The sequence below is a fragment of the Streptomyces bugieae genome, from assembly GCF_036352915.1.
In the GTDB taxonomy this organism is placed as follows: domain Bacteria; phylum Actinomycetota; class Actinomycetes; order Streptomycetales; family Streptomycetaceae; genus Streptomyces; species Streptomyces endophytica.
On record NZ_JAZBJP010000006.1, the window covers coordinates 172482 to 197594 of the forward strand.

26 protein-coding genes and 4 pseudogenes are annotated in these 25113 nt (G+C 70.7%); 7 read left to right on the forward strand and 23 right to left on the reverse strand.

Features of this window, described 5'->3' with window-relative positions; all coding sequences use genetic code 11:
• Positions 1–8: 8 nt before the first annotated feature.
• Positions 9–800, reverse strand: a complete 792-nt coding sequence (locus tag V2J85_RS14925; RefSeq protein ID WP_330821846.1) for an SDR family NAD(P)-dependent oxidoreductase — start codon at positions 798–800, stop codon at positions 9–11.
• A gap of 197 nt (positions 801–997) precedes the next feature.
• Between V2J85_RS14925 and V2J85_RS14930 the strand changes: the two genes are divergently transcribed.
• Together V2J85_RS14930 and V2J85_RS14935 are read left to right on the forward strand one after the other, a co-directional pair.
• Complete coding sequence (locus V2J85_RS14930) at positions 998–1564, forward strand: TetR/AcrR family transcriptional regulator (protein WP_261958152.1); 567 nt, start codon at positions 998–1000, stop codon at positions 1562–1564.
• 312 nt (positions 1565–1876) lie between these two features.
• Complete coding sequence (locus V2J85_RS14935; protein ID WP_261958151.1) at positions 1877–2644, forward strand: carbonic anhydrase; 768 nt, start codon at positions 1877–1879, stop codon at positions 2642–2644.
• A gap of 166 nt (positions 2645–2810) precedes the next feature.
• On the opposite strand, the gene V2J85_RS14940 is transcribed toward V2J85_RS14935, so the two are convergent.
• The 4 genes from V2J85_RS14940 to V2J85_RS14955 all read right to left on the reverse strand — a co-directional run bounded on the left by V2J85_RS14940 (position 2811) and on the right by V2J85_RS14955 (position 6166).
• On the reverse strand, positions 2811–3605 hold the full coding sequence (locus tag V2J85_RS14940) for an alpha/beta fold hydrolase (RefSeq protein ID WP_261958150.1): 795 nt from the start codon (positions 3603–3605) through the stop codon (positions 2811–2813).
• Between the two features lie 45 nt (positions 3606–3650).
• A complete protein-coding gene (locus tag V2J85_RS14945; protein ID WP_330821847.1) occupies positions 3651–3974 on the reverse strand; it encodes a winged helix-turn-helix transcriptional regulator in 324 nt (107 codons plus the stop codon).
• A gap of 132 nt (positions 3975–4106) precedes the next feature.
• Complete coding sequence (locus V2J85_RS14950) at positions 4107–5012, reverse strand: NADP-dependent oxidoreductase (RefSeq protein ID WP_330821848.1); 906 nt, start codon at positions 5010–5012, stop codon at positions 4107–4109.
• 83 nt (positions 5013–5095) lie between these two features.
• Complete coding sequence (locus tag V2J85_RS14955; protein ID WP_261958147.1) at positions 5096–6166, reverse strand: alkene reductase; 1071 nt, start codon at positions 6164–6166, stop codon at positions 5096–5098.
• A gap of 250 nt (positions 6167–6416) precedes the next feature.
• Here V2J85_RS14955 and V2J85_RS14960 point away from each other — a divergent pair, with 250 nt between their 5' ends.
• Positions 6417–6935, forward strand: coding sequence for a MarR family winged helix-turn-helix transcriptional regulator (locus tag V2J85_RS14960; RefSeq protein WP_330821849.1), 519 nt, complete (start codon positions 6417–6419; stop codon positions 6933–6935).
• Positions 6936–7000: 65 nt separating this feature from the next.
• On the opposite strand, the gene V2J85_RS14965 is transcribed toward V2J85_RS14960, so the two are convergent.
• Entirely contained in the window at positions 7001–8230 is a 1230-nt protein-coding gene (locus tag V2J85_RS14965) for a PP2C family protein-serine/threonine phosphatase (RefSeq protein ID WP_261958441.1), read from the reverse strand.
• 226 nt (positions 8231–8456) lie between these two features.
• Between V2J85_RS14965 and V2J85_RS14970 the strand changes: the two genes are divergently transcribed.
• Both V2J85_RS14970 and V2J85_RS41330 read left to right on the forward strand, forming a co-directional pair.
• The gene (locus V2J85_RS14970; protein WP_330821850.1) at positions 8457–8657 is read left to right on the forward strand and encodes a hypothetical protein; all 201 of its coding nucleotides are present in this window, start codon (positions 8457–8459) and stop codon (positions 8655–8657) included.
• Positions 8644–8814: pseudogene (locus V2J85_RS41330) on the forward strand (hypothetical protein); the annotation flags it as partial. The gene V2J85_RS14970 and the pseudogene V2J85_RS41330, both read left to right, overlap by 14 nt.
• Positions 8815–8913: 99 nt before the next feature.
• On the opposite strand, the gene V2J85_RS14980 reads toward V2J85_RS41330, so the two are convergent.
• The 13 genes and pseudogenes from V2J85_RS14980 to V2J85_RS15040 form a co-directional block, all read right to left on the reverse strand.
• A complete protein-coding gene (locus V2J85_RS14980) occupies positions 8914–10077 on the reverse strand; it encodes an oxygenase MpaB family protein (RefSeq protein WP_261958144.1) in 1164 nt (387 codons plus the stop codon).
• Between the two features lie 37 nt (positions 10078–10114).
• A complete protein-coding gene (locus V2J85_RS14985; RefSeq protein ID WP_261958143.1) occupies positions 10115–11167 on the reverse strand; it encodes a polyprenyl synthetase family protein in 1053 nt (350 codons plus the stop codon).
• On the reverse strand, positions 11160–11438 hold the full coding sequence (locus V2J85_RS14990; RefSeq protein ID WP_261958142.1) for a polyprenyl synthetase: 279 nt from the start codon (positions 11436–11438) through the stop codon (positions 11160–11162). The genes V2J85_RS14985 and V2J85_RS14990 overlap by 8 nt, the downstream gene beginning before the upstream one ends.
• 156 nt (positions 11439–11594) lie before the next feature.
• Positions 11595–12221: a hypothetical protein gene (locus V2J85_RS14995; RefSeq protein ID WP_261958141.1), complete on the reverse strand. Its 627-nt coding sequence runs from the start codon at positions 12219–12221 to the stop codon at positions 11595–11597.
• 46 nt (positions 12222–12267) lie between these two features.
• Entirely contained in the window at positions 12268–13002 is a 735-nt protein-coding gene (locus V2J85_RS15000; RefSeq protein ID WP_330821851.1) for a hypothetical protein, read from the reverse strand.
• Positions 12999–13499, reverse strand: coding sequence for a sigma-70 family RNA polymerase sigma factor (locus tag V2J85_RS15005; RefSeq protein WP_261958139.1), 501 nt, complete (start codon positions 13497–13499; stop codon positions 12999–13001). Before V2J85_RS15005 ends, V2J85_RS15000 begins: the two co-directional genes overlap by 4 nt.
• A 530-nt stretch (positions 13500–14029) precedes the next feature.
• Positions 14030–15214 (reverse strand): cytochrome P450, encoded by a 1185-nt coding sequence (locus V2J85_RS15010; RefSeq protein WP_330821852.1) that lies wholly within the window; start codon positions 15212–15214, stop codon positions 14030–14032.
• A 37-nt stretch (positions 15215–15251) separates the two neighbouring features.
• Positions 15252–16619 carry an NAD(P)/FAD-dependent oxidoreductase gene (locus tag V2J85_RS15015; RefSeq protein ID WP_261958137.1) on the reverse strand — a complete coding sequence of 456 codons (1368 nt, stop codon included), beginning with the start codon at positions 16617–16619 and terminating at the stop codon, positions 15252–15254.
• Positions 16609–16818 (reverse strand): ferredoxin, encoded by a 210-nt coding sequence (locus V2J85_RS15020; RefSeq protein ID WP_261958136.1) that lies wholly within the window; start codon positions 16816–16818, stop codon positions 16609–16611. The genes V2J85_RS15015 and V2J85_RS15020 overlap by 11 nt, the downstream gene beginning before the upstream one ends.
• A 271-nt stretch (positions 16819–17089) precedes the next feature.
• Entirely contained in the window at positions 17090–17695 is a 606-nt protein-coding gene (locus tag V2J85_RS15025; protein ID WP_330821853.1) for a DJ-1/PfpI family protein, read from the reverse strand.
• On the reverse strand, positions 17692–18663 hold the full coding sequence (locus tag V2J85_RS15030) for a GlxA family transcriptional regulator (protein ID WP_330821854.1): 972 nt from the start codon (positions 18661–18663) through the stop codon (positions 17692–17694). Before V2J85_RS15030 ends, V2J85_RS15025 begins: the two co-directional genes overlap by 4 nt.
• Positions 18664–19024: 361 nt before the next feature.
• A pseudogene (locus tag V2J85_RS15035) lies at positions 19025–20439 on the reverse strand (MFS transporter).
• Between the two features lie 117 nt (positions 20440–20556).
• Positions 20557–20709, reverse strand: a pseudogene (locus tag V2J85_RS15040) (short-chain dehydrogenase/reductase); the annotation flags it as partial.
• Between the two features lie 108 nt (positions 20710–20817).
• Between V2J85_RS15040 and V2J85_RS41335 the strand changes: the two are divergent.
• Positions 20818–20918, forward strand: a pseudogene (locus V2J85_RS41335) (LysR family transcriptional regulator); the annotation flags it as partial.
• A 108-nt stretch (positions 20919–21026) separates the two neighbouring features.
• Positions 21027–21575, forward strand: a complete 549-nt coding sequence (locus V2J85_RS15045) for a hypothetical protein (protein ID WP_330821856.1) — start codon at positions 21027–21029, stop codon at positions 21573–21575.
• 56 nt (positions 21576–21631) lie between these two features.
• On the opposite strand, the gene V2J85_RS15050 is transcribed toward V2J85_RS15045, so the two are convergent.
• The 4 genes from V2J85_RS15050 to V2J85_RS15065 all read right to left on the reverse strand — a co-directional run bounded on the left by V2J85_RS15050 (position 21632) and on the right by V2J85_RS15065 (position 25069).
• Positions 21632–21940 (reverse strand): hypothetical protein, encoded by a 309-nt coding sequence (locus V2J85_RS15050; RefSeq protein WP_330821857.1) that lies wholly within the window; start codon positions 21938–21940, stop codon positions 21632–21634.
• A gap of 209 nt (positions 21941–22149) precedes the next feature.
• The gene (locus tag V2J85_RS15055; protein ID WP_330821858.1) at positions 22150–22599 is read right to left on the reverse strand and encodes a S26 family signal peptidase; all 450 of its coding nucleotides are present in this window, start codon (positions 22597–22599) and stop codon (positions 22150–22152) included.
• Positions 22600–22628: 29 nt separating this feature from the next.
• Positions 22629–24512 carry an ABC transporter ATP-binding protein gene (locus V2J85_RS15060; protein ID WP_261958130.1) on the reverse strand — a complete coding sequence of 628 codons (1884 nt, stop codon included), beginning with the start codon at positions 24510–24512 and terminating at the stop codon, positions 22629–22631.
• The gene (locus tag V2J85_RS15065; protein ID WP_261958129.1) at positions 24509–25069 is read right to left on the reverse strand and encodes a TlpA disulfide reductase family protein; all 561 of its coding nucleotides are present in this window, start codon (positions 25067–25069) and stop codon (positions 24509–24511) included. The genes V2J85_RS15060 and V2J85_RS15065 overlap by 4 nt, the downstream gene beginning before the upstream one ends.
• Between the last annotated feature and the right edge of the window lie 44 nt (positions 25070–25113).

Here is a 25113-nt window from a genome sequence, read left to right on the forward strand (position 1 = left end):
GCGGACGGCTACCGCTTGTCCCGCTGGGCGGCCACGACCTGGCTGATGGTGCGCTCGGCGCTGGAGCCGCGCTGCACCTTCTCCGCGAAGGCGGGGAACTGCCCGGCGATGGCGCTGAGCACCTTCAACTCCACCGGCGCGACATTGACTTCGCACAGATCGCGCTCGACGGCCCGAACCACTCCCGCCACCACCTGTCCCGGGGAGACCGTGCGCACGCCGGCCGGCGGGGTGGCGCCCGTGACGGCGAACATGCCTGCGTCGCGTACGGCGCCGGGTTGGACCAGCGACACCCCCACCCCCGTACCGTGCAGGTCCTGGCGGAGGGAGAGCGCGAAGCCGCGCAGTCCGAACTTGGCCGCGCTGTAGAGCGAGGAGTACTTGGTGGCCGCCTTCCCGGAGATCGACCCGACGAAGACGATATGGCCCCGACCTGCCTTGACCATCCGGGGCGCGAGCGCGCGGGTCAGCATGACGGGGGCGCGCAGGTTCACGGTCAGCGCGCGGTCGATCTGCTCGGGCGTGTAGTCGAGCAGTTCGCCGCTGGAGGGCAGAGCGGCGTTGGCGATCACCATGTCCACGTCGGGGCATGCCTCGGCGAGGCGGTCGACCTGATCCGGGTCGGCGAGATCGGCGGTGACCGCTCGGGCACCGAGCTCGTCGGCGAGCGCCTCCAGGGCATCGGCACGGCGCCCGGAGAGGACCAACTTGGCTCCCTTCGCAGCCAGTTCACGGGCGATGGCCTGACCGAGACCGCCCACGGCCCCGGTCAGGAGAACGGTTGATCCTGCGATGCGCATAAGACGAGCCTCCCGGAAACTGTTCGTTCGAACGAACAGTATGGAGGGTGGGTCACCCTGTCAACAGCGGATGGAGTCGCTGATCCGCCTGGAGCACCGATCCGCTTGCCGCCCGGCCTGAGGTCGGTCTGCTCTGGCCGGAACGGCTCCCGGCCCTTCCCACCAGCCAGGAAGGCGCCGCTGGCACAATGACTGCCATGTCCAAGCCCCCCGGAACCCGGCAGAGCATCATCGACGCCGTCCTGCGCATCATCGGTGAGGACGGCGTCGCCGCGGTCACCAATCGGCGGATCGCCAAGGAGGCCAACGTCTCCCTCGGATCGGTCACCTACCACTTCGCGACCCAGCACGAAATGCTGCGCGAGAGCCTGCTGCACTTCGTCGCAGAGGAGACCCGGCGCCTCACCGAGCTCGCCGCCCAGTGCCAGACCGACGGAATGGACGCCGATCGGGCCGCCGCCACAGTCAGCCAGGTCGCCGGGGGTACGCCGTTCGACAGCAGGCACATCGCACCCTTCGAGCTCTACATCCAGGCCGGCCGCGACGAGCGGTTGCGCAGCGCGGCCGCGGAGTCCTTCGCCGCATACGACCAGTTGGCCGCCCGGATCCTCACCGGTCTCGGCGTACCCGACGCCGAGCGGCTGGCGAGCAGTGCCATCGCGCTGGTCTTCGGGCTGCAACTGCGCAGCCTGGCCACCGGTCAACCCGCCGAGGAACTCGTCGACGCCTTCATGCTGCTGGCACGCGGGGCGCAGCACTCCTGACCCTCGGGGCCGGCTCGGGGTACGCCAGGCCCCTGGCGCCCGCCACGTACGAGGCATCCACGTCGCGTGGCCCCGGGGCGACGCCCCCCGCAGCCAGGAACGACAGACCTGACGAGCGCACCGGCGCCGGGCCGTCCGTGAGGGCGGCCCGACGTCCGGCACTCCCCTGCCGTCCGGTGCGGTGGTGTGGGCCGTTGGCGGCAACGTAGCCGGCGCCCGCTTGCGCCTACAGCCAGGTCACCCGGACCACGCGAACAATCAGCCTGGTCAGGACACAACGACGTGTCTGCGTGGCTTCGGGAGGTACGAGCGATGGACAGAGCCGGACATCCGGACCGTAGAGCGCTGCTCGGCATCGGACTTGCTGGCGCCGCGGCAGCCCTTGCCGGGTGCTCCTCGACGAGGACTGCCGCGCCGACCAGCGCTTCGCCCGAAGCGCGGGCCGCCCAGACGACCACCGCATCGCCCCAGGCCCGGCCGACCACACCCGCCGCGGCGTTCGCGAGGCTGATGGAAGGCAACAAGCGCTGGGTGAGCGGAGACCTTCACCACCCCGACCGGGATCCGAACCGGCGTCAGCTCGTGGCCCAGCACCAGGAACCTTTCGGGTCGATCCTCTCGTGCATCGACTCCCGCGTGCCGCCTGAACTCCTCTTCGATACCGGCCTGGGCGACCTTTACGTGATGCGCACGGGCGGGGAGGCGATCGACCCGGTGGTCACAGGTTCCGTCGAGTACGGGCCCATGACGAGTGGCACCCCGCTCGTCGTGGTCCTCGGGCATCAGCGCTGCGGCGCCGTCGCGGCGGCGTACAAGTCCCTTCGGGACGGCAAACCGCTGCCCGGCAACCTGCAGGCGATCGTCAAGGCCCTGGAGCCGGCATACAGACAAGCAGTCCGGCAAGGCGGCGCCGACCCGGTCGAGACCATGGCCCGCGCCCAGGTCACCGTGACCGCGGCGGATCTGCGCTCCAACCAGGACCTGGGCCCGCTGGTGGCGAAGGGCACCCTGGCCGTGGTCGGCGCCTATTACTCACTCGACACGGGCAAGGTCGAAGTCCTGAGCGGCGCGCCCTCCTGACCGGCCGGCCGAGGCGAACGGAAGGGTCTCGTGACAGAGCGAGGGTTCGTGTCGCACGCCCGACCGCCGGCCTGAGACGCCGTCCGCTGCCCGCCCAGGTGTGCTGAAGGCCGGACGCCCGGATCGCAGTTGAGCTCTGCGGTCCGGGCGCGAGGGCCGACTGGCGTCAGGCGCTGTGCTGGTCGAGGAATTCGGTGATGAGCTTCTGCCATTCCTCGGGCCGTTCGACCATGGGCAGGTGGCCGGTGCGGATCTCCACGAGCTGGGCGCCGGGGATGGCATCGGCGAGCTGGCGGTGCAGGCGGGTGGAGGTGAACCAGTCCTGGGTGGTGGAGATGACCAGGGTGGGTGCCTGGATGCCCGGCAGGTCTTCGCGGACATCGACCCGGGGGGCCAGCTCGGCGTGCTCGGGGGTGCCGTCCGCGACGCTGGCGGCGGTGAAGGCGAGGGCCTGCTGGAGTTGCTCGTTCGGCATCGCCTCCAGCGCGTCGGCGCCGAGGGCCATCATCGTGAGGAACTCGGCCAGCAGTGCGCGGTTGCCCGGCTCGGCCAGCTTGCGCCAGATCGGCAGGGCGAGCGCGAGCCGGTTGTCCCGGTGGGGGAAGGTCGCGGTCAGTACGAGGGCGGTGACGCGCTCGGGGTGCCGGGCGGCCGCACGGATCGCCACGGGTCCGCCGAGGGAGTAGCCGGATACCGCGAAGGTGTCCAGGCCCTCGGCGACGGCGGCGGCGACGAGCTGGTCGGCCAGGTCGTCCAGCGACAGCGGCGTGGCGGAGCGGGGAGTGTCGCCGCTGCCGGGGTAGTCGACGCCGACGACGGTGTGGTGGGCGGCCAGACCTTCCAGGATCGGACCGTAGGTGCCGGCCACGCTGCTGCCGGCGCCGTGCGCGAGGGCGAGGCCGGGGCCGGAACCCAGGACGGTGCGGGCGAGGGTCGCCTCGGGAAGGGCGCGTGCGGACATGGGAAGTTCCGTTCTTCGGAGAGGGAGCGGAGGAGAGGGACGGGATCAGGTGGTGCGGTGGTGCGCCCAGGAGCGGATCTGCTCCAGGGCCGGTAGGAGGGCTCGGCCCTCGGCGGTGAGGGTGTAGGTGGCGGGTCCGGGCGGGAGCCGGTCGTGGGTGACGAGCCCGGCCTCGACGAGTTCGCGCAGCCGGTCGGCGAGCACCTTGGTGCTGATCGAGCCGATGGCGGTGTGCAGTTCGCCGTAGCGGGCGGGACGGGGGGCCAGGGTGTGGAGGATGATGCCGTTCCACTTCTGGCCGAGGACCTCGAACGCGTCGATGAGGTCCGCATCAGCGGTCAGCGGCGTGAGCGTGGGCCACGCTGTCATCGGGTCCTGGTACTCCGTCCCTGGTTGTGCGGCGATGCGGGGGGATGGGCCGCAGCCGGCCGAGAGGTTCCGGCTGCGGCCCCGTTGCCGCCTTGTCTGCTCCACGACAGGGCGAGGTGGCAGCACGGCGCGTCAGGGAAGGAGAACGACCTTGCCCTGATTGCGTCGGGCCTCAAGGTCGGCGTGGGCGGTGGCGGCCTCGTCGAGCGGGTAGGCGCGCCAGACGGGCACGTCGAGATGGCCGCCGGCGGCCAGTTGCACGAGCTCCGGCAGAGATTCTTCGGCCTGGTCGGCGCTTCCGGCACTGAAGGCGACGCCGTGCTGCGCGGCGGACATGTCGGCGATGGTGATGACATGTGCGCTGTCGCCGGTCAGGGCGACGGAGTCGGCAAGCACGCCGGCTCCGGAGGCGTCGAAGACGAAGTCGACTCCCTGCGCGGCCGCGGCCGTCACCCGCTCCACCCAGCCGTCGCCGTAGCGGACCGCAGTGGCTCCGAGCGCGGTGACGCGCTCGATGTCGTGCTCGCCGGCCGTTCCGACGACGGTGATGCCGCGGGCGACGGCCAGCTGCACCGCGATGGTGCCCACGCTGCCGCCGGCACCGTGGATCAAAAGGGTCTGACCCGCTTGCACCCCCAGCTGCCCAAGGACACGGAACGCGGTCCGGCCGACCGTGACCAGCGAGGCGGCGACCTCCCACGACAGGGCAGCGGGCTTGGCCACCGGCCGATCGAGCAGGGCGTGTTCGCCGTAGCTGCCACCGACGGTGCCGCCGAGGACCTCGTCCCCCACGGACGCGTCGGCTCCCTCGCCGACGGCGTCGACGACGCCGGCCGCGTCCAGGCCGGGGATCACGGGAAAGCGGGCGGGAACCGCGCCGGCCATCAGACCGGATCGGATCTTGATGTCGAGAGGGTTCACGGAGGCGGCCCGCACTCGGATGCGGACCTGGCCGGGGCCGGGCTCAGGAAGGGTGACCTCCGACAGTTGCAGCACCTCGGGCGGGCCGTACGCGGAGAAAGTAATCGCTTGGGACATCGGAAAACTCCCGGGTAGAGGTGAGGAGAGGGGAACCGCAGGCGCTGTGGCTCACCAGGCGGCCACCTCGGCAGGGTCGCCGCTCAGGCGGTGTGGGTGGGGTAGTCGGTGTAGCCGCGGTGGTCGCCGCCGTAGAAGGTGGCCTTGTCGGGGGTGTTGAACGGACCGCCGGTGGCGAGGCGCCGGGGCAGGTCGGGGTTGGCCAGGAACAGCGCCCCGTAGGCCACCATGTCCGCGCTCCCGTCCTCGATGAGCTGCAGCGCGTCGGGGCCGGTGACGTCGGGGTGGGTGAACGGGTTGAGGACGAAGGTGCCGGGCCAGTCCTTGCGCAGCCGCGCGGTCAGGGAGCGGTCCGGGCCCTCCATCAGGTGCAGATAGGCCAGTTCGAGGCCGGCGAGCCGCTCCAGCAGTGCCCCGTAGACCTCGGCCGGGTCGTCCTCCGCCATGTCGTTGTACACGTTTCCGGGCGAGATCCGCAGGCCGACCCGGTCGCTGCCGATCGCCTCGGCCACGGCCGTGACGACCTCGACGGCGAAGCGGATCCGGCCCTCGGTGGTGCCGCCCCAGGCATCGGTGCGCTGGTTGGAGTTGGGCGCGAGGAACTGGTGGATCAGGTAGCCGTTGGCGCCGTGGATCTCCACGCCGTCGAACCCGGCCTCGACCGCGTTGCGGGCCGCTGCGGCGAAGTCGGCGATCGTCTGCCGGATCTCGGCCTCGCTCAGCTCCTTCGGCGTCACGAACTCCTTCGGTCCCTCGTGGGTGTAGACCTGCCCCTTGGCGGCCACCGGCGACGGCCCCACCGGCACCAGGCCGTCGGGCAGCAGGCTCGGGTGTCCGATCCGGCCGGTGTGCATCAGCTGCGCGAAGATCACCCCGCCCTCGCGGTGCACGGCGTCGGTGACCGTGCGCCACGCCCGCACCTGCCCAGGGGTGTGCAGGCCGGGGGTGTCGGGGTAGCCCTGGCCGACCGGCGAGGGCTGGATGCCCTCGGTGACGATCAACCCCGCACTGGCGCGCTGCGCGTAGTAGGTCGCCATCAGCTCGGTCGGCTCGGCACCGGGCCCATAGGCGCGGCTGCGGGTCATCGGCGCCATCACGACGCGGTTTGCCAGGGGCTTGCCGCCCAGGACGATCGGGTCGAAAGCAGTGGTCATGGTCTCTTCCTCCGGGTGAGTGGTACTCCGCGGCCGGGACGCTGTGGTGCCCGCACCAGCAGATGCCTGTCCGAACAAGTAAAGCACTTGTCCGAACAGGTAATGCCCTTCAGCCCACTCTCGCTTCCCGATGTGAAGCACATAACACTGCGACTACCTGCTCATACGTGCATGTACATGCGCATCGACTCCGCGGCAGCCCAGTCAGCAAGGTAGGATCACACTGCCTAAACAGGGAAGTGAGAAACGGATGACGCAGTCCACGCCGGAAGCCGGGAACGGCCCCGCAGAGATCGGGCAAGAAGCCACCGTCCCCGTGCCGGCCGCGGCCAGTGGCGGACCGGTCAGTCACGCGATCTTCCGCCTGGCCCGCCTGCACCGCATGTTCGCCGGACAGCTGCTGCGCCGCATCGGCCTGCACCCGGGCCAGGAACTGGTCATGATGCACCTCTGGGAACTCGGCCCCCAGCGTCAGACCGACCTGGTACGGCTGATGGACTCCGACGCCGCCACCATGACCCGCACCGTCCGGCGCCTGGAGCAGGCCGGCTTCGTCCGCCGCCGCCCCTCCCCCACCGACAAACGCGCCTCACTCATCGAACCAACAGCGGCCAGCCACGCCCTGCGCGACCAAGTCGAGCAGGTCTGGAGCCAGCTCGAAGACCTCTCGACAGCGGGCCTCACCGACGACGAGCGGACCGCGGCCCTGGCCACCCTCGAACGCCTGGAGCGCAACCTCGTACAGGCCGCCACCCATCCCCAGTCATAGCAACGGGGCAGGTAGCAGGCTGCGCGGCCAAGCGCGCAGACCTCTCGGGTGAGGAAGGGCGCTGGTCACAGCCGGACGATGATCAGTGCGACGTCGTCGCGGCCGCCGCCGGCCAGGCCGAGGCGGGCCAGCAAGGTGTCGGCCAGGTGCTCCGGGGCGAGCTGGTGGGACTGGCTGAGGGTGTCTGTCAGCCGGGCCAGGCCGGTGTCGATGTCTTCGTCGCGGCGTTCGATCAGGCCGTCGGTGTAGAGCACGAGGGTGTCGCCGGGGCTGTAGATGGCCGTGGCCTGGGGACGGGGGACGTGCAGGGGGCGAACCCCCAGGGGCGGGTCGGTGGCCCGGTCCAGCAGCTCGCAGGTGCCGTCGCCGTGCACCAGGATCGGGGGTGGGTGGCCGGCGTTGCTGTAGATGATCAGGCAGCTTGCGGGGTCGACCAGCGCTTTGACGGCGGTGGTGTTCAGCGCGCCCTCGACCGAGCGGGCGTACAGCCCCAGTACCTCAAGGGCCTGGGCCGGCCGCTCCAGGGCGCGGATGGCCGCGCTCAGTGCGCTGCGGAGCATTCCCATGACGGCGGCGGCCTCCAGGCCGTGCCCGACGACGTCGCCCACCGCCACCGAGAAGCGGCCGTCGGTCAGGTCTGCCACGTCATACCAGTCGCCGCACACGTTCAGCGATCCGGCTGCGGGCAGATAGCGCACGGCGACGTTCTGGTGCCGGGCCAGGTCAGGTGACTGGAGCATGCCCTCCTGCAAAGTGACGGCCACCTGGCGCTCGCGGCCGTGGGCCTGCCGCAGCTCCTCGTTCAGCCGCTGTAGCTCCCGGGCCCGCGCGTACAGCTCGGCCTCCAACGCTTCGCGCTCGGTCAGCTGGCCGGTCGGCGGCCTGGCCCCGGCGGTGCGAGCCTGGACGAACGCGGTCACGTCCTCCACCCGGTGGATGATCCACACCACCGTGCCGTCCGGGGCGAGGATCGGCGTGTTGATCGGGGACCACCACCGCTCCTCGAAGACCCCCGGCCGGCCCATGATGGGGATGTCGTACTTCTGCAGTGCCATCGGGTCGGGCTCGCCCGTGGTCAGGACCCGGTGCAGCGAGGCGCTCAAGTTCCGCACCCCGTCGGCCTGGGGGTCGGCCGGGTTGTCCGGGAAGGCATCGAAGACGTACTTCCCGATCAGGTCTTCCCTCGTCCGGACAGTCGCGTCGAGGTATGCCTGGTTGACCTCCACGATCACCAGATCCGGCCCCAGCACCAGATACGGGCTCGGCGTGGCGGCGAACAGCGCCGCGTAATCCATCCCCGCCACGGCCACCGTCCCTTCTCCGGCCTTCCTCCCGGCACCCCCTCTGCCCGCTCCTCTCACGCTACGATCCCTCCCGCTCACCCGCCTGCTGCGACAACGTCGGCCGCTCCATCGCGCCCGACCGCTTGCGGGACAGCGGGCGGGGCAGCCGGCCCCGCCCGTTTCCGCCGACCGCCTCGAAGCACGGCCACCGTGTCTGGTCCGCGGTTACATTCACGCCGTGACCAGCGCGAATGCCGGGCTCGACCGCCGGAGTCTGCTGAGGCTCGGCATCGGCGGGCTCGCCGCCGTCCTGGCCGGGTGCGCGGCGGAGTCCGGTCCCGTGGAGCAGCTGCGGTTCGCCACGGGCCGCAGGGCGGGCCGTACCACGCCTTCGGTCAGGCACTGGCCGACGCCGTCGCCACGAGCGGCCACCGGCTGAAGATCATGCCGGTGGGCACCGCGGCGAGCGTGGACAAGGGAGGTTCGCCGAGCTGTGCGCAACCGGAGCGGTGGCCACGCACCGTGAGGACCACAGGACCATCGACCACCCGTCGGTGGGCCCGATCACGGTGGACTGCGACGTCCTGACCGACGGCGACTCCGAGCTCAAGATCGTCGTCATGACCACCGTGCCCGGAAGTGAGGACGAGGGCGGCGCCCGTGAGTTGCGCCGACCTGCGTTGTGGCCTCGTGCGTCAGGGGGTAAGGGTGGCGGCCGGTGGGGTCCAGCGGCGGCTCGCAGGCACCGTGTCGGAGATGCCGTAGTCCTTCTTCAGGTGTTCGGGGATGGCGTAGTGCATGACGCGGCCGCGGGTGAGGGAGGACAGTTCGAAGATCGTGGTGAGGTGGCCGAGGCGGTCCAGGGCCCAGGCACCGAACGGAGAGCGGTCTTCGACGGTCTCCAGGACACCCAGCAGGTGCGGGACTGCTTTGACGACGGTGTCCCACGGGGTGCGCGGGACTTTCAGCCAGTCGGCGCAGGTGTCGCCGATGAGGTAGCGGATGAGAGCGGAGACGATCGGGTCGAAGAATGTTCCCGGGACGACTTCCTCGTACAGGTCGATCAGCTGCCGGGTCAGGTGGGCGCCCTCCTCGGAGGGACCCATGTGCCGGACCATGTACAGGTCGAGGAACTGCCGTGCTTCCTGAAGGGTCTTGGGCACGGCGTTCTGGTCGACGCCGAGCATGGCGCCGACCACCCGCCAGGCGTAGAAGTAGGCCTGCGCGCCCTCCTCCGACATGTGGATGCCCAGGCGGTGCAGGCTGTCGAGGACCAGCAAGGAGAAGAACATCTGCCCGCCGATCATGTCCTCCAGGCAGATCGGCACACCCAGTGACGCGATGTCCCAGCGGTCTTCCCGCTGCAGGTGGTGGCGGATGGAGGCGTGCAGCAGGCGGACCTTCTGCGCGGCGGGGATGAAGCGGCTGCCGGCTTCGAAAGCACCGGGCTGCATCAGGTAGACGGTGAACTGCCCGGTCTCCGCCATCCGCTTGGCCGGGTACTTCAGCGAGTGGGTCGCCGACAGCAGCTTCGCCACGTGCGGCACGACGTAGCAGGCCGGCATGGAGGCGAACGACAGCGCCGTGGAGATGTGCACGTTGTTGTCGAGGAAGAACAGCCGCGCCTTCTCCATCTCCCCCCAGTCCACCCAGGCAGGCGGAACGCTGGTTGCCTGCAGGTACTCGCGGGCCACGTCGGGCAACCCGTCGGGCAGTGGCGCGCCCGCGGTGGAGACGTACCGCATCAGGGTGTTGAACGTGCCCACCTCACCACGTTCGAAGAGAGCGGCCACGGTCGCATCCGCGAGTTCGTCGCCGACCTGGCGCAGGGCGTCCAGCGACGCCTCGGTGTAGGTCATGACAGAAGACTCCCTTGGTGTGTGCCGCCTTGCCTTGTCAGTACTCGCGATGCGTGGCCGAGTGAGCCAGGGTCTGCAGGGCTTTGGCGGCGGGCGGGGGCAGGCGCAGGTCGTCCACGGCGGCCAGGGCTTCGTCGACGCGCTGGGAGATCATGGCTTCGACGCGGTCCGGCGCCTTCAGCCGGAACATCAGCTCCCGGGCCGCCTGCAGACACCGACCGTCGGGATCCGAACGGCCCAACAGGCCCCGCAGCAGTTCCCGTTCGGTCTCGTCGGCCAGGCGCCATGTCTCGGCGAGCAGCGCGGTGGGGCGGTAACCGCGGAGGTCATCGATGTTTGCCTTGCCCGTGACGTGCGGGTCCCCGAACAGGCCGAGCAGATCGTCGCGAAGTTGGAAGGCCTCCCCCAGCGGCACGCCGTAGGCGCGGTAACCCGCCCGCATCCGCTCACCGGCCCCGGCCAGCGCACCGCCGATCAAAAGGGGCTGTTCGACGGTGTACTTGGCGGTCTTGTAGCGGATCACCTTCAGCGAGGCCACCGTGTCCGGGGCGCCTGCGGTGTGCAGGATCTCCAGGCACTCACCCGCGATCAGCTCCCGGGCCAGCACTCCCCACAAGGGACGGGCCCGGCTGAGATAGGCCGCCGGCAGCCCACTGGTGGCGAAGAGCTGTCCTGCCAGCGACATCAACGCATCGCCGACCAGCATCGCCAGTGATCGTGCCGCATGGGCGGCACGAGGGCGGCGGCGCACCGTCGAGCGCAAGGCGAGGTGAGCGGTGGGCCGGCCGTGGCGTAGCGGGCTGTCGTCGATGAGGTCGTCGTGGACGATCGCGGCGGCGTGTACCAGCTCCATGGAGGCCGCCGCCCGCACCATGGCGTCGCTGTCGGGCTGGCCGGACGCCCGCCAGCCCCAGTAGCAGAACGCCGCCCGCAGCCGCTTGCCCTGCGCGACCGCCGACTCCAACTGCCCGGCGACCGGGCCGAGGGCCGGATCGATGGCCGTCAACTGATCGGCCTCTTCGCTGACGACCTCTCGCAGCACGGCGTCCACACGGGCCTTGAAGGCCGACGCATCCCACTGCTCAGGCACCGTCACGCGCCTGCCTGGCCAGGACGTGCTGGGCCAGAACCTCAAGATGGGCCGGCGGCACGGCCGTATACCGGTCCACCACCAGTCGTCCACGTGCCCTCAAGTCCTGCTCCGCCTCGGCCGCCAGCTGCGCGGCATCCGAACGACGCAGCAACCCGCGCACCGCCCCCACGACCGACCCGACCGTGCTCAGCGCCAGATCGGCCAGACCCGCCACCAGCAACACGGCCTGCTCGTCCAGACCCTCACGCCGTCCAGCCTCAGTCGTCACGCTTCCCCCTCATGAACCCCCGCGCGATGCCGGTCGCGCCCCCTCACATGGTGACCACCCGGTTGCGGGGGCAGTCGCAGAACTCACCAACGAGGGATCACCTCGCACATGCGTCCGCGACCGCGGCGCTTCCCGCTCGGCGGGTGTCTGTCGCGTTCACCGGCCCTTCGCGGAGAGGTCGCGGGTTGCTTCGAGGAGGGGCAGCGGGAGGACACCGCCTGCCGGCCGGCTGTCGGAGGGTTCTCCGTGCGGCTGGACGGACATGACGACGGCGACCTGGTAGTCGCCGGGGTGCCTGTCCACGTCGGACCACGTGGTGCCGTCGCAGAGGCTGTCGATCGCCAACGTCCCCGTGTACGGGCGCCGACCGACGGGATACCCGATGGCCGGGCTGCCGTCCGGGCCCTTGTCTGCGGCGGGCTTCTGGCGGCCGACGACGACGCCGTGCTTGAGCAGGCGGGCCGTGGGCGGGACCTCACCGATCGGCAGGCTGAGCATTTCCTTCCGGTCGCCGGAGGTGATGCGGTAGGCGGTCCGCAGCCCAGAGCCTTGGCGCCGCAGGGACGTGACGGTCAGTTGCAGAGGCTCGTCGGGGCCGCTGACGACGACGGGGCGATCGACGGTGCGGCCGCAGGGCAGCGAGCGGTCCTGCTCTCTCAGTGAGGGGCTCGTGGTGGTGGAGTCAGGATGGGCAGGATCGACGGTCACCGCGTCGGACCGGCTCCCGCATCCGGCGAGGACGAGCAGCAGGACGGGGACGGCGGGCAGCAGGGTGCGGCGCATGGGTTTCTCCGTGAAGTCGTGAGCTGTCGAGAGCGGTGCCGAGCATTCATCCGACCAGGGGGGCGCGGGCCACTACCAACGCATCGGGGGCCCAGGTTCCGGGGGGCGCCGCGCGCTGGGTGGCGAGGACGACGGCCACTTCGTAGCCGCCCTTCCACATCGCACTCCAGGTGGTTCCCGCGCAGGGGCGGCCCGGTACGGGTGCGAGCCGGACGTGCTGGGGACGGTCGGGGGCGACGGTCGTCCGGCGCGCGGTGTTCTCCTCTCCCGTCGGTCGGTTGGCCGGTGGTCCGGCCGGATCCTGACCGGCCACCACCCGGCCTTCTTTCAGGACGAGGATCCGCGGCGCACCGGACAGTTCGGAGGGTGCGGTCGCGGTCGCCGCGTAGCTGACCCGCGGGGCGCCGTCGGGAGCCTTGCGCACACCGGAGATGCGTACGGTCACGGTTCCCCGGCCGGAACTTGCCGGGATTCTCGTACCGCAGGTGTAGTGAGGGAGCGGTGGTACGCCGGTCTGGTTTCCGCCCGGTGGTGTGCCGCCAGTCGCTGTGGGCTGCCGGTGGACCGAGCCGGTCGGTGTCCTGGTCTCCGGTGGGGAGGTGGACGGCAACGTGTTCAGCACCGCCGCGGCGGCCACGGCCAGGCCTGCCCCGGCCAGGGCGGTGTACCGGACGCTTCTGCGCCGGCGCACCCGGCTCCGCACGCGGTCGGTGTCGATCTCCGGCGGCGGTGTGCGGTGCGCGGCGGCCAGCAACTGTTCGCGCAGCTCCTCCGGCGTCATGTCTCCAGCCTTTCCTCCGCGACGTGATGTGCGCGTGTTCGCAACCGGGCGCCCAACCGTGCCAGCGCGTCGCTCAGATGACGCTTGACCGTGCCTTCACCACAGCCGAGGCGCGCCGCGATGTCCGCGGTGGACAAGTCCTCGTAGTAACGGAGCACCACGCAGGCCCGCTGCCTCGGCGACAGTCCGCGCATGGCGTCCATGAGGTCGATCCGGTGCATGACGTCCGTGCTGTGGTCGGCAACCGGTGCCGTGGACACGAGCCGTGGAAGCGCGCGGATCCAACGGGCACGGCGCCGGTGCAGATCCAGGTAGCGGTTGAGCATCGTGCGGCGTACGTACGCCTCCGCCTCCCCCAATTCCCACGCACGGCGGGGCCGGGAGAAGACCCGTACCAGTGCTTCCTGCACCAGGTCGGCAGCCTCCATGCGGTCGCCGCACAGCAGGAAGCCGTACCGATGCAGCTCCGCGCCGCGCTCCTGCACGAGCTCGGCCACAAGCCTCGACCATTCGGCCACATTCCCTCCGATCCCCTCACCCGGTATCACGAACAACTCGCCCGTCCGGTTGGGGGCTTGCCGCGAGAAGATGGTCGAGCGCGGCCGACCTGGGCCATCATCCGTCCACGATCGGTGAATCGGCCGGGAGATCCTCCGCGCCGCGAGCACCCTGCGGCGGTCGTCGGCGAACTCGCGGCGAGACGCAGATGATCACCGTGACCGTACTGCTGCTCACGCTCGCGGCCGTCACGGCGTGGGGCCGGTTCGGGCCGTACTCCGTCCAGGCGCGTATCGGGTGGTGCTCGATCCGCGGGAATCGCCCTCACGCCGGCCCGGATTCGGCCGACCGTCTTGCGTGCAGCGCAGGCAACTGGCGTGTGCGGGGCGGGAGTCCGGCCAAAGTCAGTCCGGCCAAAGTTCGCCGAAGGAATCAGTCACACACCACCGACCGGATCCGGCCCAGGCATCCCGGCCGGCCCGCGCCCACGACTGAGCCCGCATCAGAGACGCACCGCCCCGTGGCGGCCTCAGAGGTCGACGGGCAAGTGGCGGGGGCCGCGGAGCATGGCGTTCTGCCGGTAGGGGGGCGGGTCCTGGGACAGGCGTGCCGAGCCGAGCCACGGGATCAGCGCGCCGAGCGCGGACTCGGCCTCGATGCGGGCGAGGGGTGCGCCGTAGCACAGGTGGATGCCGCCGCCGAAGCCGAGGTGCTCGATGTCCGGGCGGGTGGGGTCGAAGCGGTCGGGGTCGGGGAACCGCTTGGGGTCGCGGTTGCCCGAGGCCAGCACCAGGACGACGGACGTGCCCGGGGAGATCGTGGTACCGCTGACCTCGATGTCCGCGTGGGGAACGCGCTCCCGCATGTGGACCGGGGGTTCATAGCGCAGCAGTTCCTCGACCGCTCGCGGCAGCAGGGCGGGCTCGCGCCGCAGGTGGTCCAGATGCTCGGGTTGGCGCAGCAGGGTGAGCACACCGTTGGTGATCAGGTTGACCGTGGTCTCGTGTCCGGCGATGAGGAGCAGCACGGCGGTTTCCGCGAGTTCCTCCTGGGTGAGCCGCAGGGCCGGGTCCGGTTCGTTGACGAAGGCGGAGAGCATGTCGTCGCCCGGCCGGCCACGGCGCTGCTCGGCGAGGTTCACCAGGTACCCGCCCATCTCGATCCGCGCCTGGTCGCCCGCCTTGTCCGCCTCGGTGGTGTCCGCTTCGGGCCTGACGTCGGCGGCTGCGACCAGGGCGTCGGACCAGGCCCGGAACAGCGGCTCGTCCTCGCGCGGCACGCCGAGCAGACGGCAGATCACCGTGACGGGCAGGGGGTAGGCGAAATCGTCGACGATGTCGACCTGGCTGCCCGCCTCGAACGGCTCCATCAGTCCCTCGGTGATCCGGTCGATCTCGCCGCGCATGGCGTCGACCCGGCCCGGACTGTGCGGGGGACCGAACGGCCGCATGGCCAAAGTGCGCAGCCGGTGGTGCTCCGGGTCGTCGAGCCGCAGGAACGGCGGCTTGTGTGTCACCTCGCCACGGGTACGGGGATCGACACTCATCCGCGGGTCGTGGAGCAGAGCTGCGATCTCGTGGTAGGTGCCGACCAGACAGCTGCCGTCCGCCTGCCGCACCACGGGACCGGCCTCGCGCAGTTCCGCGTACAGCGGGTAGGGATGGGGGCGACTGGTGTAGTCGGTGATCCGTGCCAGCAAGGTGTCGGGCTCCATGGTGACTCCTCGTGGTGGAGCGGGACGTGGCTCAGCCTCAGGGCCGTACCACGGTCAGTCGGCGATCGGGCAGATAGCCCGTGAGTGCCACGGTGGGGCCGTGGGACAGCCCCTTCGGATCCGGGACGTCGGACGGGATCGGGATGTCGGCCGCGATCGCACGGTCCGCCGCTCCGGTCGGGGGCGGGAACGGAGCGGCCGTCTCGATCAGGCTTCGGTAGTAGTCGAGCGACTTGGCCATGTCGACGGTGACCGCGGCGGTGACCCGCCCTTGGTAGCCGTAGACCATCGCCAGACGGCGCGCCTCCAGAGAGCCCTGGGCAATGACCACATGGTCGGAGTAGGTGGGCACCCCCACCGACTTGATGTTGAACCCGAACTGAGTCGACCAGAACGTCGGGATGGCCAGGTGCGGGCGCTGCAGTGGCCCTGGATTGACCATGTTGTGGGCCGCCACCTCGGCCTGCTCGACCGCGTTGCCCCAGTGCTCCAGGGAGAGCATCTGGTATCCGAACAGCGGGTGGGGAAAGCGGGACACGTCGCCGGCCACGAAGACGTCGTCGGTGACGATCCCGTACATGGTGAAGGCCCGGCAGCCGGCGTCACAGGCGATCCCCCGCGGGCCGGCGGCCAGCCCGGACTCCGCGAGCCATTCGACGTTGCGGACGGCTCCCAGCGCCACGACGCACAGGTCCGCGTCGACGCGGGTGCCGTCGGACAGGTCCGCACCGGTGAACCGGCCGTTCCCGTCGCCGCGCAAGGCGGTGACCGTGACCCCGCAGCGCAGGTCGACGCCGTGGTTGCGCTGCATGACAGCGGCAAGCCTCGACAGGGTGCCGCCCAGCGCGCCCACCAGGGGTGCGGGCCCGCGTTCGGCGACCGTGACCGCCAGCCCCCGTTCCCGGCAGGCCGAGGCGATCTCCGAGCCGGTGAAACCGGCACCGATCACCAGCACCCGCTGCGGCCCGGCGGCCAGACACTCGGCCAGCCTTCCGGCTTCGTCCCGGGTACGGAGCGTGAACACCCCGTCCAGGGCGGCCTCCTCCGGGTTGGGCCAGGGCCGCGCGCGGGTCCCGGTGGCGATGAGCACCCGGTCGTACGGCAGTGACTCGCCGTCGTCCAGCACCACCCGTTTCCCGAGCAGGTCCAGCCCCGTGGCAGGTGTCCCCAGCCGCCAGTCGGCGTCCGGGTCCCGCCGCATCGGCAGTCCGGTGGTGTCCGCCGCCGCCTTGCCGAGGAGCACCTGCTTGGACAGCGGCGGCCGGTCGTAGGGCGGATGGGGCTCGTCGCCGACCACGGTCAGTGAGCCGGTGAAGCCCTCCGTACGCAGCGTCTCCGCGGCCCTCAACCCGGCCAGCGACGCGCCGACGATGACGACACGGCCGTCTGCGAGGTCACCGGGCACCGGCGCTCACCTCCTCACCGAGGAGGATCGCCTGTACCGGGCAGGCCACCGCGGCCTGGCGCACCCGCTCGATCTGGTCGTCGGGGACGGCAGGGGCGTACAGCAATCCCTCCTCCCCGTGCAGCTGGAACACTTCCGGCGCGAGGAACACGCACTGCGCATAGCCCTGGCAGCGCGTGAGGTCCACAACGGTCCGCATCCTCACCACTTCCTCCGTCGCCTACCCCCCTCACTTCCAGCATGGGGCGAGATCCGGACGCCCGCACCCAGCGAGCGGCGCCCGCCGGTGACGAAGGGCCGGCCCACCGGCTCGTCGGACCCGGGCTACCTCGCGGCCGTCATCACCGATGCCCGTGGCGGTGGTGACACCGAGGCCTTCAGGCATTCACCGGTCGGGTATCGGAAGTGGTGGCCTGAGCACCGTTCGCTCCGGCCGGCGGCACACCCTCGGCCTCGTCCGTCACGGGGTGTCAGCCGGCGGACGGCTCGTCGGCGAGGTAGGGCGGAGCCGGCTCGTACTGGATGTAGCGGCGGACGGCGCGGGCGTGGTCGCGGCCGTGGAGGCGGCCGATGAGCCACAGGGCCATGTCGATCCCGGCCGAGACGCCCTGGCTGGTGATCAGGTTCCCATCGACGACGTAACGGGCGTCGCGGACCACGGTGATGTCGCCCCTGGCCTGCAGGGTGTCCTCGAACAGGTAGTGGGTCGCGACCCGGCGGCCGCGGGCCGGACCTGCCTCGTGCAGCAGCAGGGCTCCGGTGCACACCCCGGCGGTCCAGGCGGTGCCGGCGGCGGTCTTGCGGATCCAGTCGATGAGCACGGGGTTGGACACTTCGCGGCGGGTCCCGTTACCGCCGGGGACCAGGAGGACGTCCAGCGGAGGGTGGTCGTCCAGGGTGTGGTCCGGCAGCACCCGCATGCCCTTGTTGCAGCGGACGACGCCGGGGCGTTCGGCGATGAGCAGCGCGGTGTCGGCATGGTCGCGCAGCATGGAGGATGCGGTGAACACCTCCCAAGGCCCGGCGAAGTCCAGCTCCTCCGCACCGTCGAACGTCAGCAGTCCGTAGGTGGTCATAGGTACTCCCTGGTGGAACGGAATCGGTCGCGGTAGTCGGACGGTGCAATGCCCAGGTGCCGGTGGAACGCGCGGCGCAGCGTCTCCGCGGTGCCGAAGCCGTACCGTCGTGCGATGGTCTCGACGGGGTGGCCGGACTCGGCGAGGGCCCGTTTCGCCGCCTCGATGCGTACGCCCTCGACATACGTGGCGGGCGGGATGCCGAGTTCGGCCGTGAACCTGCGCTGGAGGTGACGGGGGCTCAGCCCGGCGTGCGAGGCGAGGTCGGCGATGCCGTGCCGGGCACCGGGGTCGGCGTGGATCGCCGAGACCACCGCGCGGATGGGATCAGTGGACGGCTGCCCGGACCACAACGGCACGCTGAACTGCGACTGGTTGCCGGGGCGGCGCAGGAACAGCACCATCTCCTGCGCGATGGCGTGGGCGACCTCCCGGCCCACGTCGTCCTCCACCAGGGCGAGTGCCAGGTCCATCCCCGCCGTCACCCCGGCCGATGTCCACACCCGCCCATCCCTGAGGAAGATCGGATCGCAGTCGACGACCAGTTCGGGATGCTCCCGTATGAGTTGCTGCTCACGTGCCCAGTGGGTGGTCACCCTCCGTCCCTGGAGCAGTCCGGCGGCCGCCAGCAGGAACACCCCGCTACACACCGAGGCAACGCGTCGGGCGCCGGCCCCCGCGTCGGTGATCCAGCCTGTCAGCGCCCGATCGTGACGGGCCTGGTCGACTCCTCCGCCACCGGCGACCACCAGCGTGTCGATCCCCGCAGGGTCCAGCTCGGCCACACCGTACGGAACGTGTACCGGAAGGCCGCTGCCGGACCGTACCGGCCCCGGTCGCGGTGCCGTGACCTGGCAGGAGTACCTGCCGGTGTGTTGATGGGCATGCTCGAACACCTCGTACGGACCGAAGAGGTCAAGGGGTTGGAACCCCTCGAAAATCACGAAGACGATGCGGCGCTGATCCACCTCTCCACCCTGCGATCCGGCATCGGATGGCGTCAACGACAGATACCCCACGCTTTGCGCCATACCAGGGGTGTGACAGCAGCAGTGGGACGGCTTGGCACGGTCCGGCCCGCCGACACGACCGCCACCGGGTGGCCACGAAGGGCGAGGGCACTCCCCGCGGACGGCGAGTTGCCCGTAGCGCGTGGCAACTATCCGATGCCGTACGGCTGTTCACGGAGCGGGGTACGTGGAGTTGGAGTGGGGAATGGGAATGGGAAGGGGAATTGGTGTTGGGTTGTCCGCCGGCTCCCGCTGCGCCGTCACGCGACACCCAGCACCAGTCACCCCCGCGTCCCGGCCCCCAGGCTCGCAACCAACCTCACGCTTCCTCTCCCCTACGCCCGTCCCGCGGCAGCGTGAACGTCGCGCCGGCCGTCAGTACGAGCCCGGCCGCCGCGATCAGCATGCTCCACCGCATACCGGCCAGGAAGGTCTCCGACCCCGCCAGCAGCGCCCCGAAGCCGCCACCGCGATCGCTCCGCCCACCTGGCGGCCGGTGTTGAGCACCGCGGCCGCGGTACCCGCCCGGTCCGCGGGCACGGCGTCGAGCAGCATCGCGGTCAGCGCCGGCACCGTCAGCGCCCCGCCGAGGCCGACGGGCACCATCAGCGCCGCCACCACCCACACGTTGGTGTGCGCGCCGACGGTGAGCAGTGCCAGCAGGCCGGCCGTCCCGAGCAGCTGTCCTGCGACCATCGGCACCCGCGGGCCGAACAGCCCGGCCAGCTTGGCCGAGGCCAGGTTCACCACGGCGACCAGTGCCGTCATCGGAATGAACATCAGGCCCGCGTGCAGGGCGGACTGCCCGCGCTCCTGCTGCAGATACAGGCTGAAGATGAACACCCCTCCGTAGTAGGCGGCATTGAGCATGAAGCCGACCACCAAGGACACCGCCACCACCCGCGAACGGAACAGCGGCAGCGGGAGCATCGGATGCGCGCCCCTGGCCTGCGCGGTGAGGAAGGCGGCTGCCGCGGCGGCAGCCACCAGCAGCGACACCACCACGAGCGGCCGGCCGAAGCCCTTGTCGCCGCCCTCGATCACGCCGTACGTCAGCGCGCCCATCGCGACCACCGCCGTCACCTGCCCCACCACGTCCAGCCGTGCGGGCAGCCGCGGGGAGGCCGGCACCCGGGCCAGCAGAGCGAGCGCCAGCAGGCCCGCCGGGAGGTTGACGAAGAAGATCCACCGCCAGCCGACGGAAGCGGTGAGGGCCCCGCCGAGCACCGGTCCGGCCGCCACCGCGACCGCGCCGCCCACGGTCCAGAGGGCGATGGCCCGAGCCCGCTTCGCCTGGTCGGGAAAGCCCTGCCGGACCAGGGCGAGGGACGCCGGCATCATCACCGCCGCCGCACCCCCCTGCACCAGCCGCGCCACCACCAGCACACCGAGGTTGGGCGCGAACCCGCACGCCGCCGAGGCCAGCGCGAAAAGCACCAGGCCGCCGCCGTACGCCTGGCGCGCCCCGATGCGGTCGGAGAGGGAACCCGCGGAGAGCATCAGGGCGGCGAATATCAGCGTGTATCCGTCCACCACCCACTGCAGGCCGGACATGCCGCCGCCGAGGCTGTGGCCGATGGCGGGCAGTGCGACGGTCACGATCAACGCGTCCAGCGAGATGAGGAAGAAGCCCAACAGGGCGGCACCGAGCACCACGGTGGAACCACCCCGGGCCGCCTGCGGCGTATCGGCCGCGGCGCCGGAGGCAGAGGAGGAATTGAGTAGCGATTTCATGAGGGCACTCCTGAAACGGTCTTGAAGGCGTGCAATCGAGAGGGGAGGTGGAGGTCAGGAACGACCAATGACTGGCCGGCTGGGAGCGGGAGCACCCCGGCGCGGTCAAGTAAGCGGATCGGGATGTGCGGCGGCCGGGTCGGCCTGCGCCTCGGTCCGTCGGGCCGTGCCAACCACCGTGTCACCGGCGGCGACCGCAGCCTCGGCAATGACTCGCCCGAATCCGCTGCGCGCGCCGGTGACCAGCCAGACCTTGCCGTTCTCGGTCATCTCTTCGTCTCCCTGGTCAACTGCCGTTCGGGACCCGCCCGTCGACAGCCACCATCCTTCGCCGGGATCCGGGGTCACGTCCAAGACCAGTCGTGATAGCTATGCGTTATGGGTGTCCATGGACACGATCCGCGCTACTTCGCCGCAGTAGCCGAGGAGTTGAACGGCACACGGGCCGCCGAGAGGCTGTCGTCTCCCAGCCCGCGCTCTTAGCCTGGCCGCAGATCCCGAAAACGTGCCGATCACCTAGTCGTCAGGGTGGCCGACCATGGGACGGCCACCCTGACGGAGCGGGCAGAGAAGAAGGAGAGACCGGAATGAAGCGGCAAGAGGACACAGTGACACTCCGAAGGAAGTCCCAGCGCATCCTGCAGTGGTTCTTCTCCGTTCTCCTCCTCGCCCTCGCGGCTCTCGTTGCGAAGAGAATGGGCTTCAATGGGCCAAATAAGGCTCAAGTTGGCCTCACGGCCTCTTTTGCGACCGTATTCTTGATACAGCGGATTTTTCGAACTCGCGTGCTCATCTCTCAAGATGAGGTGTGCGTCGTCAACGCGGTATTCAAATACAGCGTGACCCGTGACGCCATAGCCCAAGCCCTCATCGACGCCCAAGGGAATTTAAAGCTAAAAACGACAGCGGGTGAGGAGGTTTACATAGCGGCCTACAGTGGCTCACTCATAGATCATTATGTAGGGAGCGCGGACAGGGCGGCCGAAGTGATCCGCCAGCGCCTGAAAGCGAAACCGACGGCCTCACGAAACTCTACCGTCCGGAGAAGAATCGCAATGTCCTGGCTCTCGGAGATTTGGCTGGCCGGCGCGGTGATCTGTGCGACGTGGACCGCAATTGGCAATGCGGTTGGCTAGAGTTGTAGCCGCAGTCAATGAGTAGGCATGCAAACCCCAATGCGGGATCGAGTCAACTACTCCACCGCATACAGCAGCTTGTACTCAACGCCATCCGCCTGGAAACGCAGACTGCGCTCACCAGGCGTATCCGTAATCCAGTGCTTCCCGAGCGTGTCAGTCTCCACCCGATCGTCGTCCTCCCCGAGGGAGACAGCGATCTTTCCCGTGAAGTCGCAGTCGTACTTGACGGTGTACATCCGGTCTCCCAGCACCGTTCCGTTCCACACAGTGCCGCGATCCTGGACAACGAGCCTCGGCTCATCGGAGCCGCTCCAGCCCTCAGTCGTGACGCACTTGAGCTTCTCCAGATAGAGCTTGGCCATACCGTCCCCTGTGAAGGATCCTTCCCGACACTGCACATCCTGCCGAAGCTCAATAAACGATCACTAAACGATCAGGTGCGGTGTCCGCCGCCCAGGCGGTGCCCCGCCCGGCACAGGGCGCACCGCGGTAGCCCCCGTCGGAACAGCCAGGGGGCGCCGGCCGGCCGGTGCCGCGGCGTGGGTTCGGGAGGGCAGCCGCTGAACCCCGGTCAGCGGGAAAGCGAGCGCCACACCGTTCCCACGACATGCGCGGACGCGAAGTAGCCCCGGTGGCGGGAGTCGAAGCTGGCCGTCGGATTGTCCCCGAGCAGGACCAACTGTCCGTGGGGCACGTACCGCTCGGGAACACCGGCCAGTGCGGCCACCCGGTCGCGGGGCACCGGGTCCCCGGGCACCGCGGCCACGCGCTTGATCAGCAGGGCCGGGCCCGGCACCGCGCGGGTCGCGGCGGTGGGTACCGGGGCGGTGGTCGGGCCGGTGGCCGGGAGGTCTCGCACCACGACCACCTGGCCCGGTGCGGGCAGGCGGCCGCGGCGTACCAGGACACGGTCGCCGTCCCGGTAGGCCGGTTCCATGCTCGCGCCGCGCACGGTGACCGCGACCAGCCGCCGTCGCAGCGCGGAGGCGGTCAGGACGAGGCCGACCGCGAGTACCGGCACTCCGGCCACCAGGGCCCATGACGCCGGCCTCATGACCACGCCGCACCGGGCTCGGCGCCCACCGGCTCGCCGTCCGTCCGGTAACCGGTCGCCTGCAGGGTGAACAGGCGGGCGTACTCGCCGTCCAGCGCCATCAGCGCGTCATGGCTGCCCTGTTCGGCGATGAGGCCGTCCTTGAGCACGACGATCCGGTCCGCGTCGCGTACCGCGCTGAGCCGGTGGGAGATCAGCAGGCCGGTGCGGTCGCCCCGGTGGCCGCACAGGGCGGCGTGGATCTCGTGCTCGGCCGCGGCGTCGAGGCCGGCCGAGGGTTCGTCCAGGATCATCAGGTCCCGCCCCTCACGCAGGAACGCGCGGGCCAGCGCCAGCCGTTGCCACTGTCCGCCGGAGAGCATCACCCCGCTCTGTGCCCCGTCCCCCTCGGGGCGGGTGAAGAAGATCCGCGACAGGAGGGTGCGGTAGCCGTGCGGCAGGTCCGCCAACTTCTCGTGGATGCCGGCCCGTTCGGCGGCAGCGCGAAGCCGCTGGTCGTCGTGGAGCGCGTCCAGATCCCCGAGCGCGATGTTCTCCGCCGCCGTCATGTCGTAGTGCATATAGTCCTGGAACACCACGCTGAGGCGTCGGCGGTAGGCGGTGACGTCCACCTCGCGCAGGTCCACTCCGTCCCACAGGATCGCTCCGCGGGTGGGGTCGTAGAACCGGCACAGCAGCTTGACCAGCGTGGACTTCCCGGCTCCGTTGAGCCCGACGAGCGCCAGCGCCCGGCCGTGCGGGATGTGCAGGCTGACCCCGCGCAGGATCCACGGATGCGCGTCGGAGTATCGGAACCACACGTCGCGGAGTTCGATTCCACCGCTCAGGGCGGGCAGCGGCCGGGGCGCCGCCGCGAGGGGCAGATCGGGACCGGCGGTGGTCACCGCCAGGTAGTGGTCGAGCAGCAGCAGCGCCTGGTGCGTGCGGGCGACCTCCAGCGCGAGCGTGGCGAGCGCGCCCTGCACCCCGGCCACCGCGGCCACGAACAGGGTGACGTCACCGGGCGACAGGTCGCCGGACCGCGCCGCGCCCACCGCCCACACGAGTCCGCAGCCGGAGATCAGCGCGGCGAGCAGCCCGAGCCCCGCCTGGGCGCGGACCTCCCGCCGGTCCACCGCTCGCTTGGCGGCGTCGGACGTGCGCCGCTCGGCCAGCATCCGCCCGCGCAGAAAGCCCCCGATGCCGAACAGCCGCACCTCCTTGGCGGCTTCCATGCTGGAGAGCAGATCGTTGTAGAACAGCTCCCGCCGCTCGGCGGGGCCGATGTCCCACATCATCCGCGCCCGCCGTCGCGACAGCGCGATCTCCGCGCACAGCACCGGCACTCCGGCCACCAGCACCAGCCCGGTCAGGACGGGACTGAGCACCAGCAGCGAGCCGACGAACCCGGTGAGGGTGACGGCGGCCCGGACGAGGCCCAGTGCCCCGGAGACGGTTTCGTTGGGGGTGCCGCCGGCGGTCTGCTGGGCCAGCCGCAGTCGGTCCAGGAAGTGGGGGTTCTCGAACCGTTCCAGTCCGACGAACCCGTCCACGGCGGTGAACAGCCGGTCCTGCATGAGCAGTCCGACCCGGCGGTCGAGCTCCGCGCGCAGATACTGGCCGACCTGCGGCGCCGCCCCGGTCACGACGCCGACCGCGGCGAGGCAGAGCCCCAGCCCGGTCAGGGTCCCGGTCGAGGCACCGGCGACCAGGTGATCCAGGATGAGTTTGGTCAGCAGCGCCGTGACGACCGGCAGCCCGCCGGTCGCCAGCGTCAGCAGCACAAAGGCGACAAGGGTGCCGGGCGCGGCCTTGGCCGCAAGCGACCACGCCGTGGTGACCCGGGCCCCCGTGTCCCGGGTCACCCGGCGTCCGCGCGGTGTTTCGTCCGTGTCCGTCATCGCGCCGCGGTGACCGGTCGGTCCAGCGCTATGCGGTTCGCGGTGACCAGGACCCGGCCGTCGCCGTACGGGGACACCCGCAGCACCGTGGGGAACGAGCGCGCCCGGAACGCGGCGCTCAGCGGGTCCTCAGGCCCCTCCTCGACGACCACGCGGGCGACCGGGGACAGCTCGGCCACGAACGCGGCTGCCTCGGCGGGATCGCCGACCACGACCGCCACCACCTGCGCCCGCCCACCGGGCAGGGCCCGCGCGTGGTCCACGAACGCCGGCATCTTCTCCCGGCACGGCTGACAACCGGGGGCGAAGAACGCCACCAGCGTGTCCGCGGCGAGCATCCCGCGGCTCAGCCGCTCGCCGTCCACGGTGGACGTGGTGAACTCCCCCACCTCCTCCCCCACGGCCATGTCGAGGGTGTCGAACCGGCCGCCCGGGCCGCTCGTCCCGGACAGCCGCTCGGAGTGCTCCCGCAGCCGTTTGATCACCCCCAGGGTGAGTACCAGGTCCAGCGTGCACAGCGCTCCGACGAACACCACTGCCGCAATCAGGAAAGACATCGCCCAACTCCCCTTGTCCGTACGGCCCCTGCGGTGCCGGGCCG

Coding starts and splice junctions, on each gene's coding strand:
- V2J85_RS14925 (WP_330821846.1), bottom strand. CDS start 800: ATGCGCATCGCAGGATCAACCGTTCTCCTGACCGGGGCCGTGGGCGGT.
- V2J85_RS14930 (WP_261958152.1), top strand. CDS start 998: ATGTCCAAGCCCCCCGGAACCCGGCAGAGCATCATCGACGCCGTCCTG.
- V2J85_RS14935 (WP_261958151.1), top strand. CDS start 1,877: ATGGACAGAGCCGGACATCCGGACCGTAGAGCGCTGCTCGGCATCGGA.
- V2J85_RS14940 (WP_261958150.1), bottom strand. CDS start 3,605: ATGTCCGCACGCGCCCTTCCCGAGGCGACCCTCGCCCGCACCGTCCTG.
- V2J85_RS14945 (WP_330821847.1), bottom strand. CDS start 3,974: ATGACAGCGTGGCCCACGCTCACGCCGCTGACCGCTGATGCGGACCTC.
- V2J85_RS14950 (WP_330821848.1), bottom strand. CDS start 5,012: ATGTCCCAAGCGATTACTTTCTCCGCGTACGGCCCGCCCGAGGTGCTG.
- V2J85_RS14955 (WP_261958147.1), bottom strand. CDS start 6,166: ATGACCACTGCTTTCGACCCGATCGTCCTGGGCGGCAAGCCCCTGGCA.
- V2J85_RS14960 (WP_330821849.1), top strand. CDS start 6,417: ATGACGCAGTCCACGCCGGAAGCCGGGAACGGCCCCGCAGAGATCGGG.
- V2J85_RS14965 (WP_261958441.1), bottom strand. CDS start 8,230: ATGGATTACGCGGCGCTGTTCGCCGCCACGCCGAGCCCGTATCTGGTG.
- V2J85_RS14980 (WP_261958144.1), bottom strand. CDS start 10,077: ATGACCTACACCGAGGCGTCGCTGGACGCCCTGCGCCAGGTCGGCGAC.
- V2J85_RS14995 (WP_261958141.1), bottom strand. CDS start 12,221: ATGCGCCGCACCCTGCTGCCCGCCGTCCCCGTCCTGCTGCTCGTCCTC.
- V2J85_RS15000 (WP_330821851.1), bottom strand. CDS start 13,002: ATGACGCCGGAGGAGCTGCGCGAACAGTTGCTGGCCGCCGCGCACCGC.
- V2J85_RS15010 (WP_330821852.1), bottom strand. CDS start 15,214: ATGGAGCCCGACACCTTGCTGGCACGGATCACCGACTACACCAGTCGC.
- V2J85_RS15020 (WP_261958136.1), bottom strand. CDS start 16,818: ATGCGGACCGTTGTGGACCTCACGCGCTGCCAGGGCTATGCGCAGTGC.
- V2J85_RS15025 (WP_330821853.1), bottom strand. CDS start 17,695: ATGACCACCTACGGACTGCTGACGTTCGACGGTGCGGAGGAGCTGGAC.
- V2J85_RS15045 (WP_330821856.1), top strand. CDS start 21,027: ATGAAGCGGCAAGAGGACACAGTGACACTCCGAAGGAAGTCCCAGCGC.
- V2J85_RS15050 (WP_330821857.1), bottom strand. CDS start 21,940: ATGGCCAAGCTCTATCTGGAGAAGCTCAAGTGCGTCACGACTGAGGGC.
- V2J85_RS15060 (WP_261958130.1), bottom strand. CDS start 24,512: ATGACGGACACGGACGAAACACCGCGCGGACGCCGGGTGACCCGGGAC.
- V2J85_RS15065 (WP_261958129.1), bottom strand. CDS start 25,069: ATGTCTTTCCTGATTGCGGCAGTGGTGTTCGTCGGAGCGCTGTGCACG.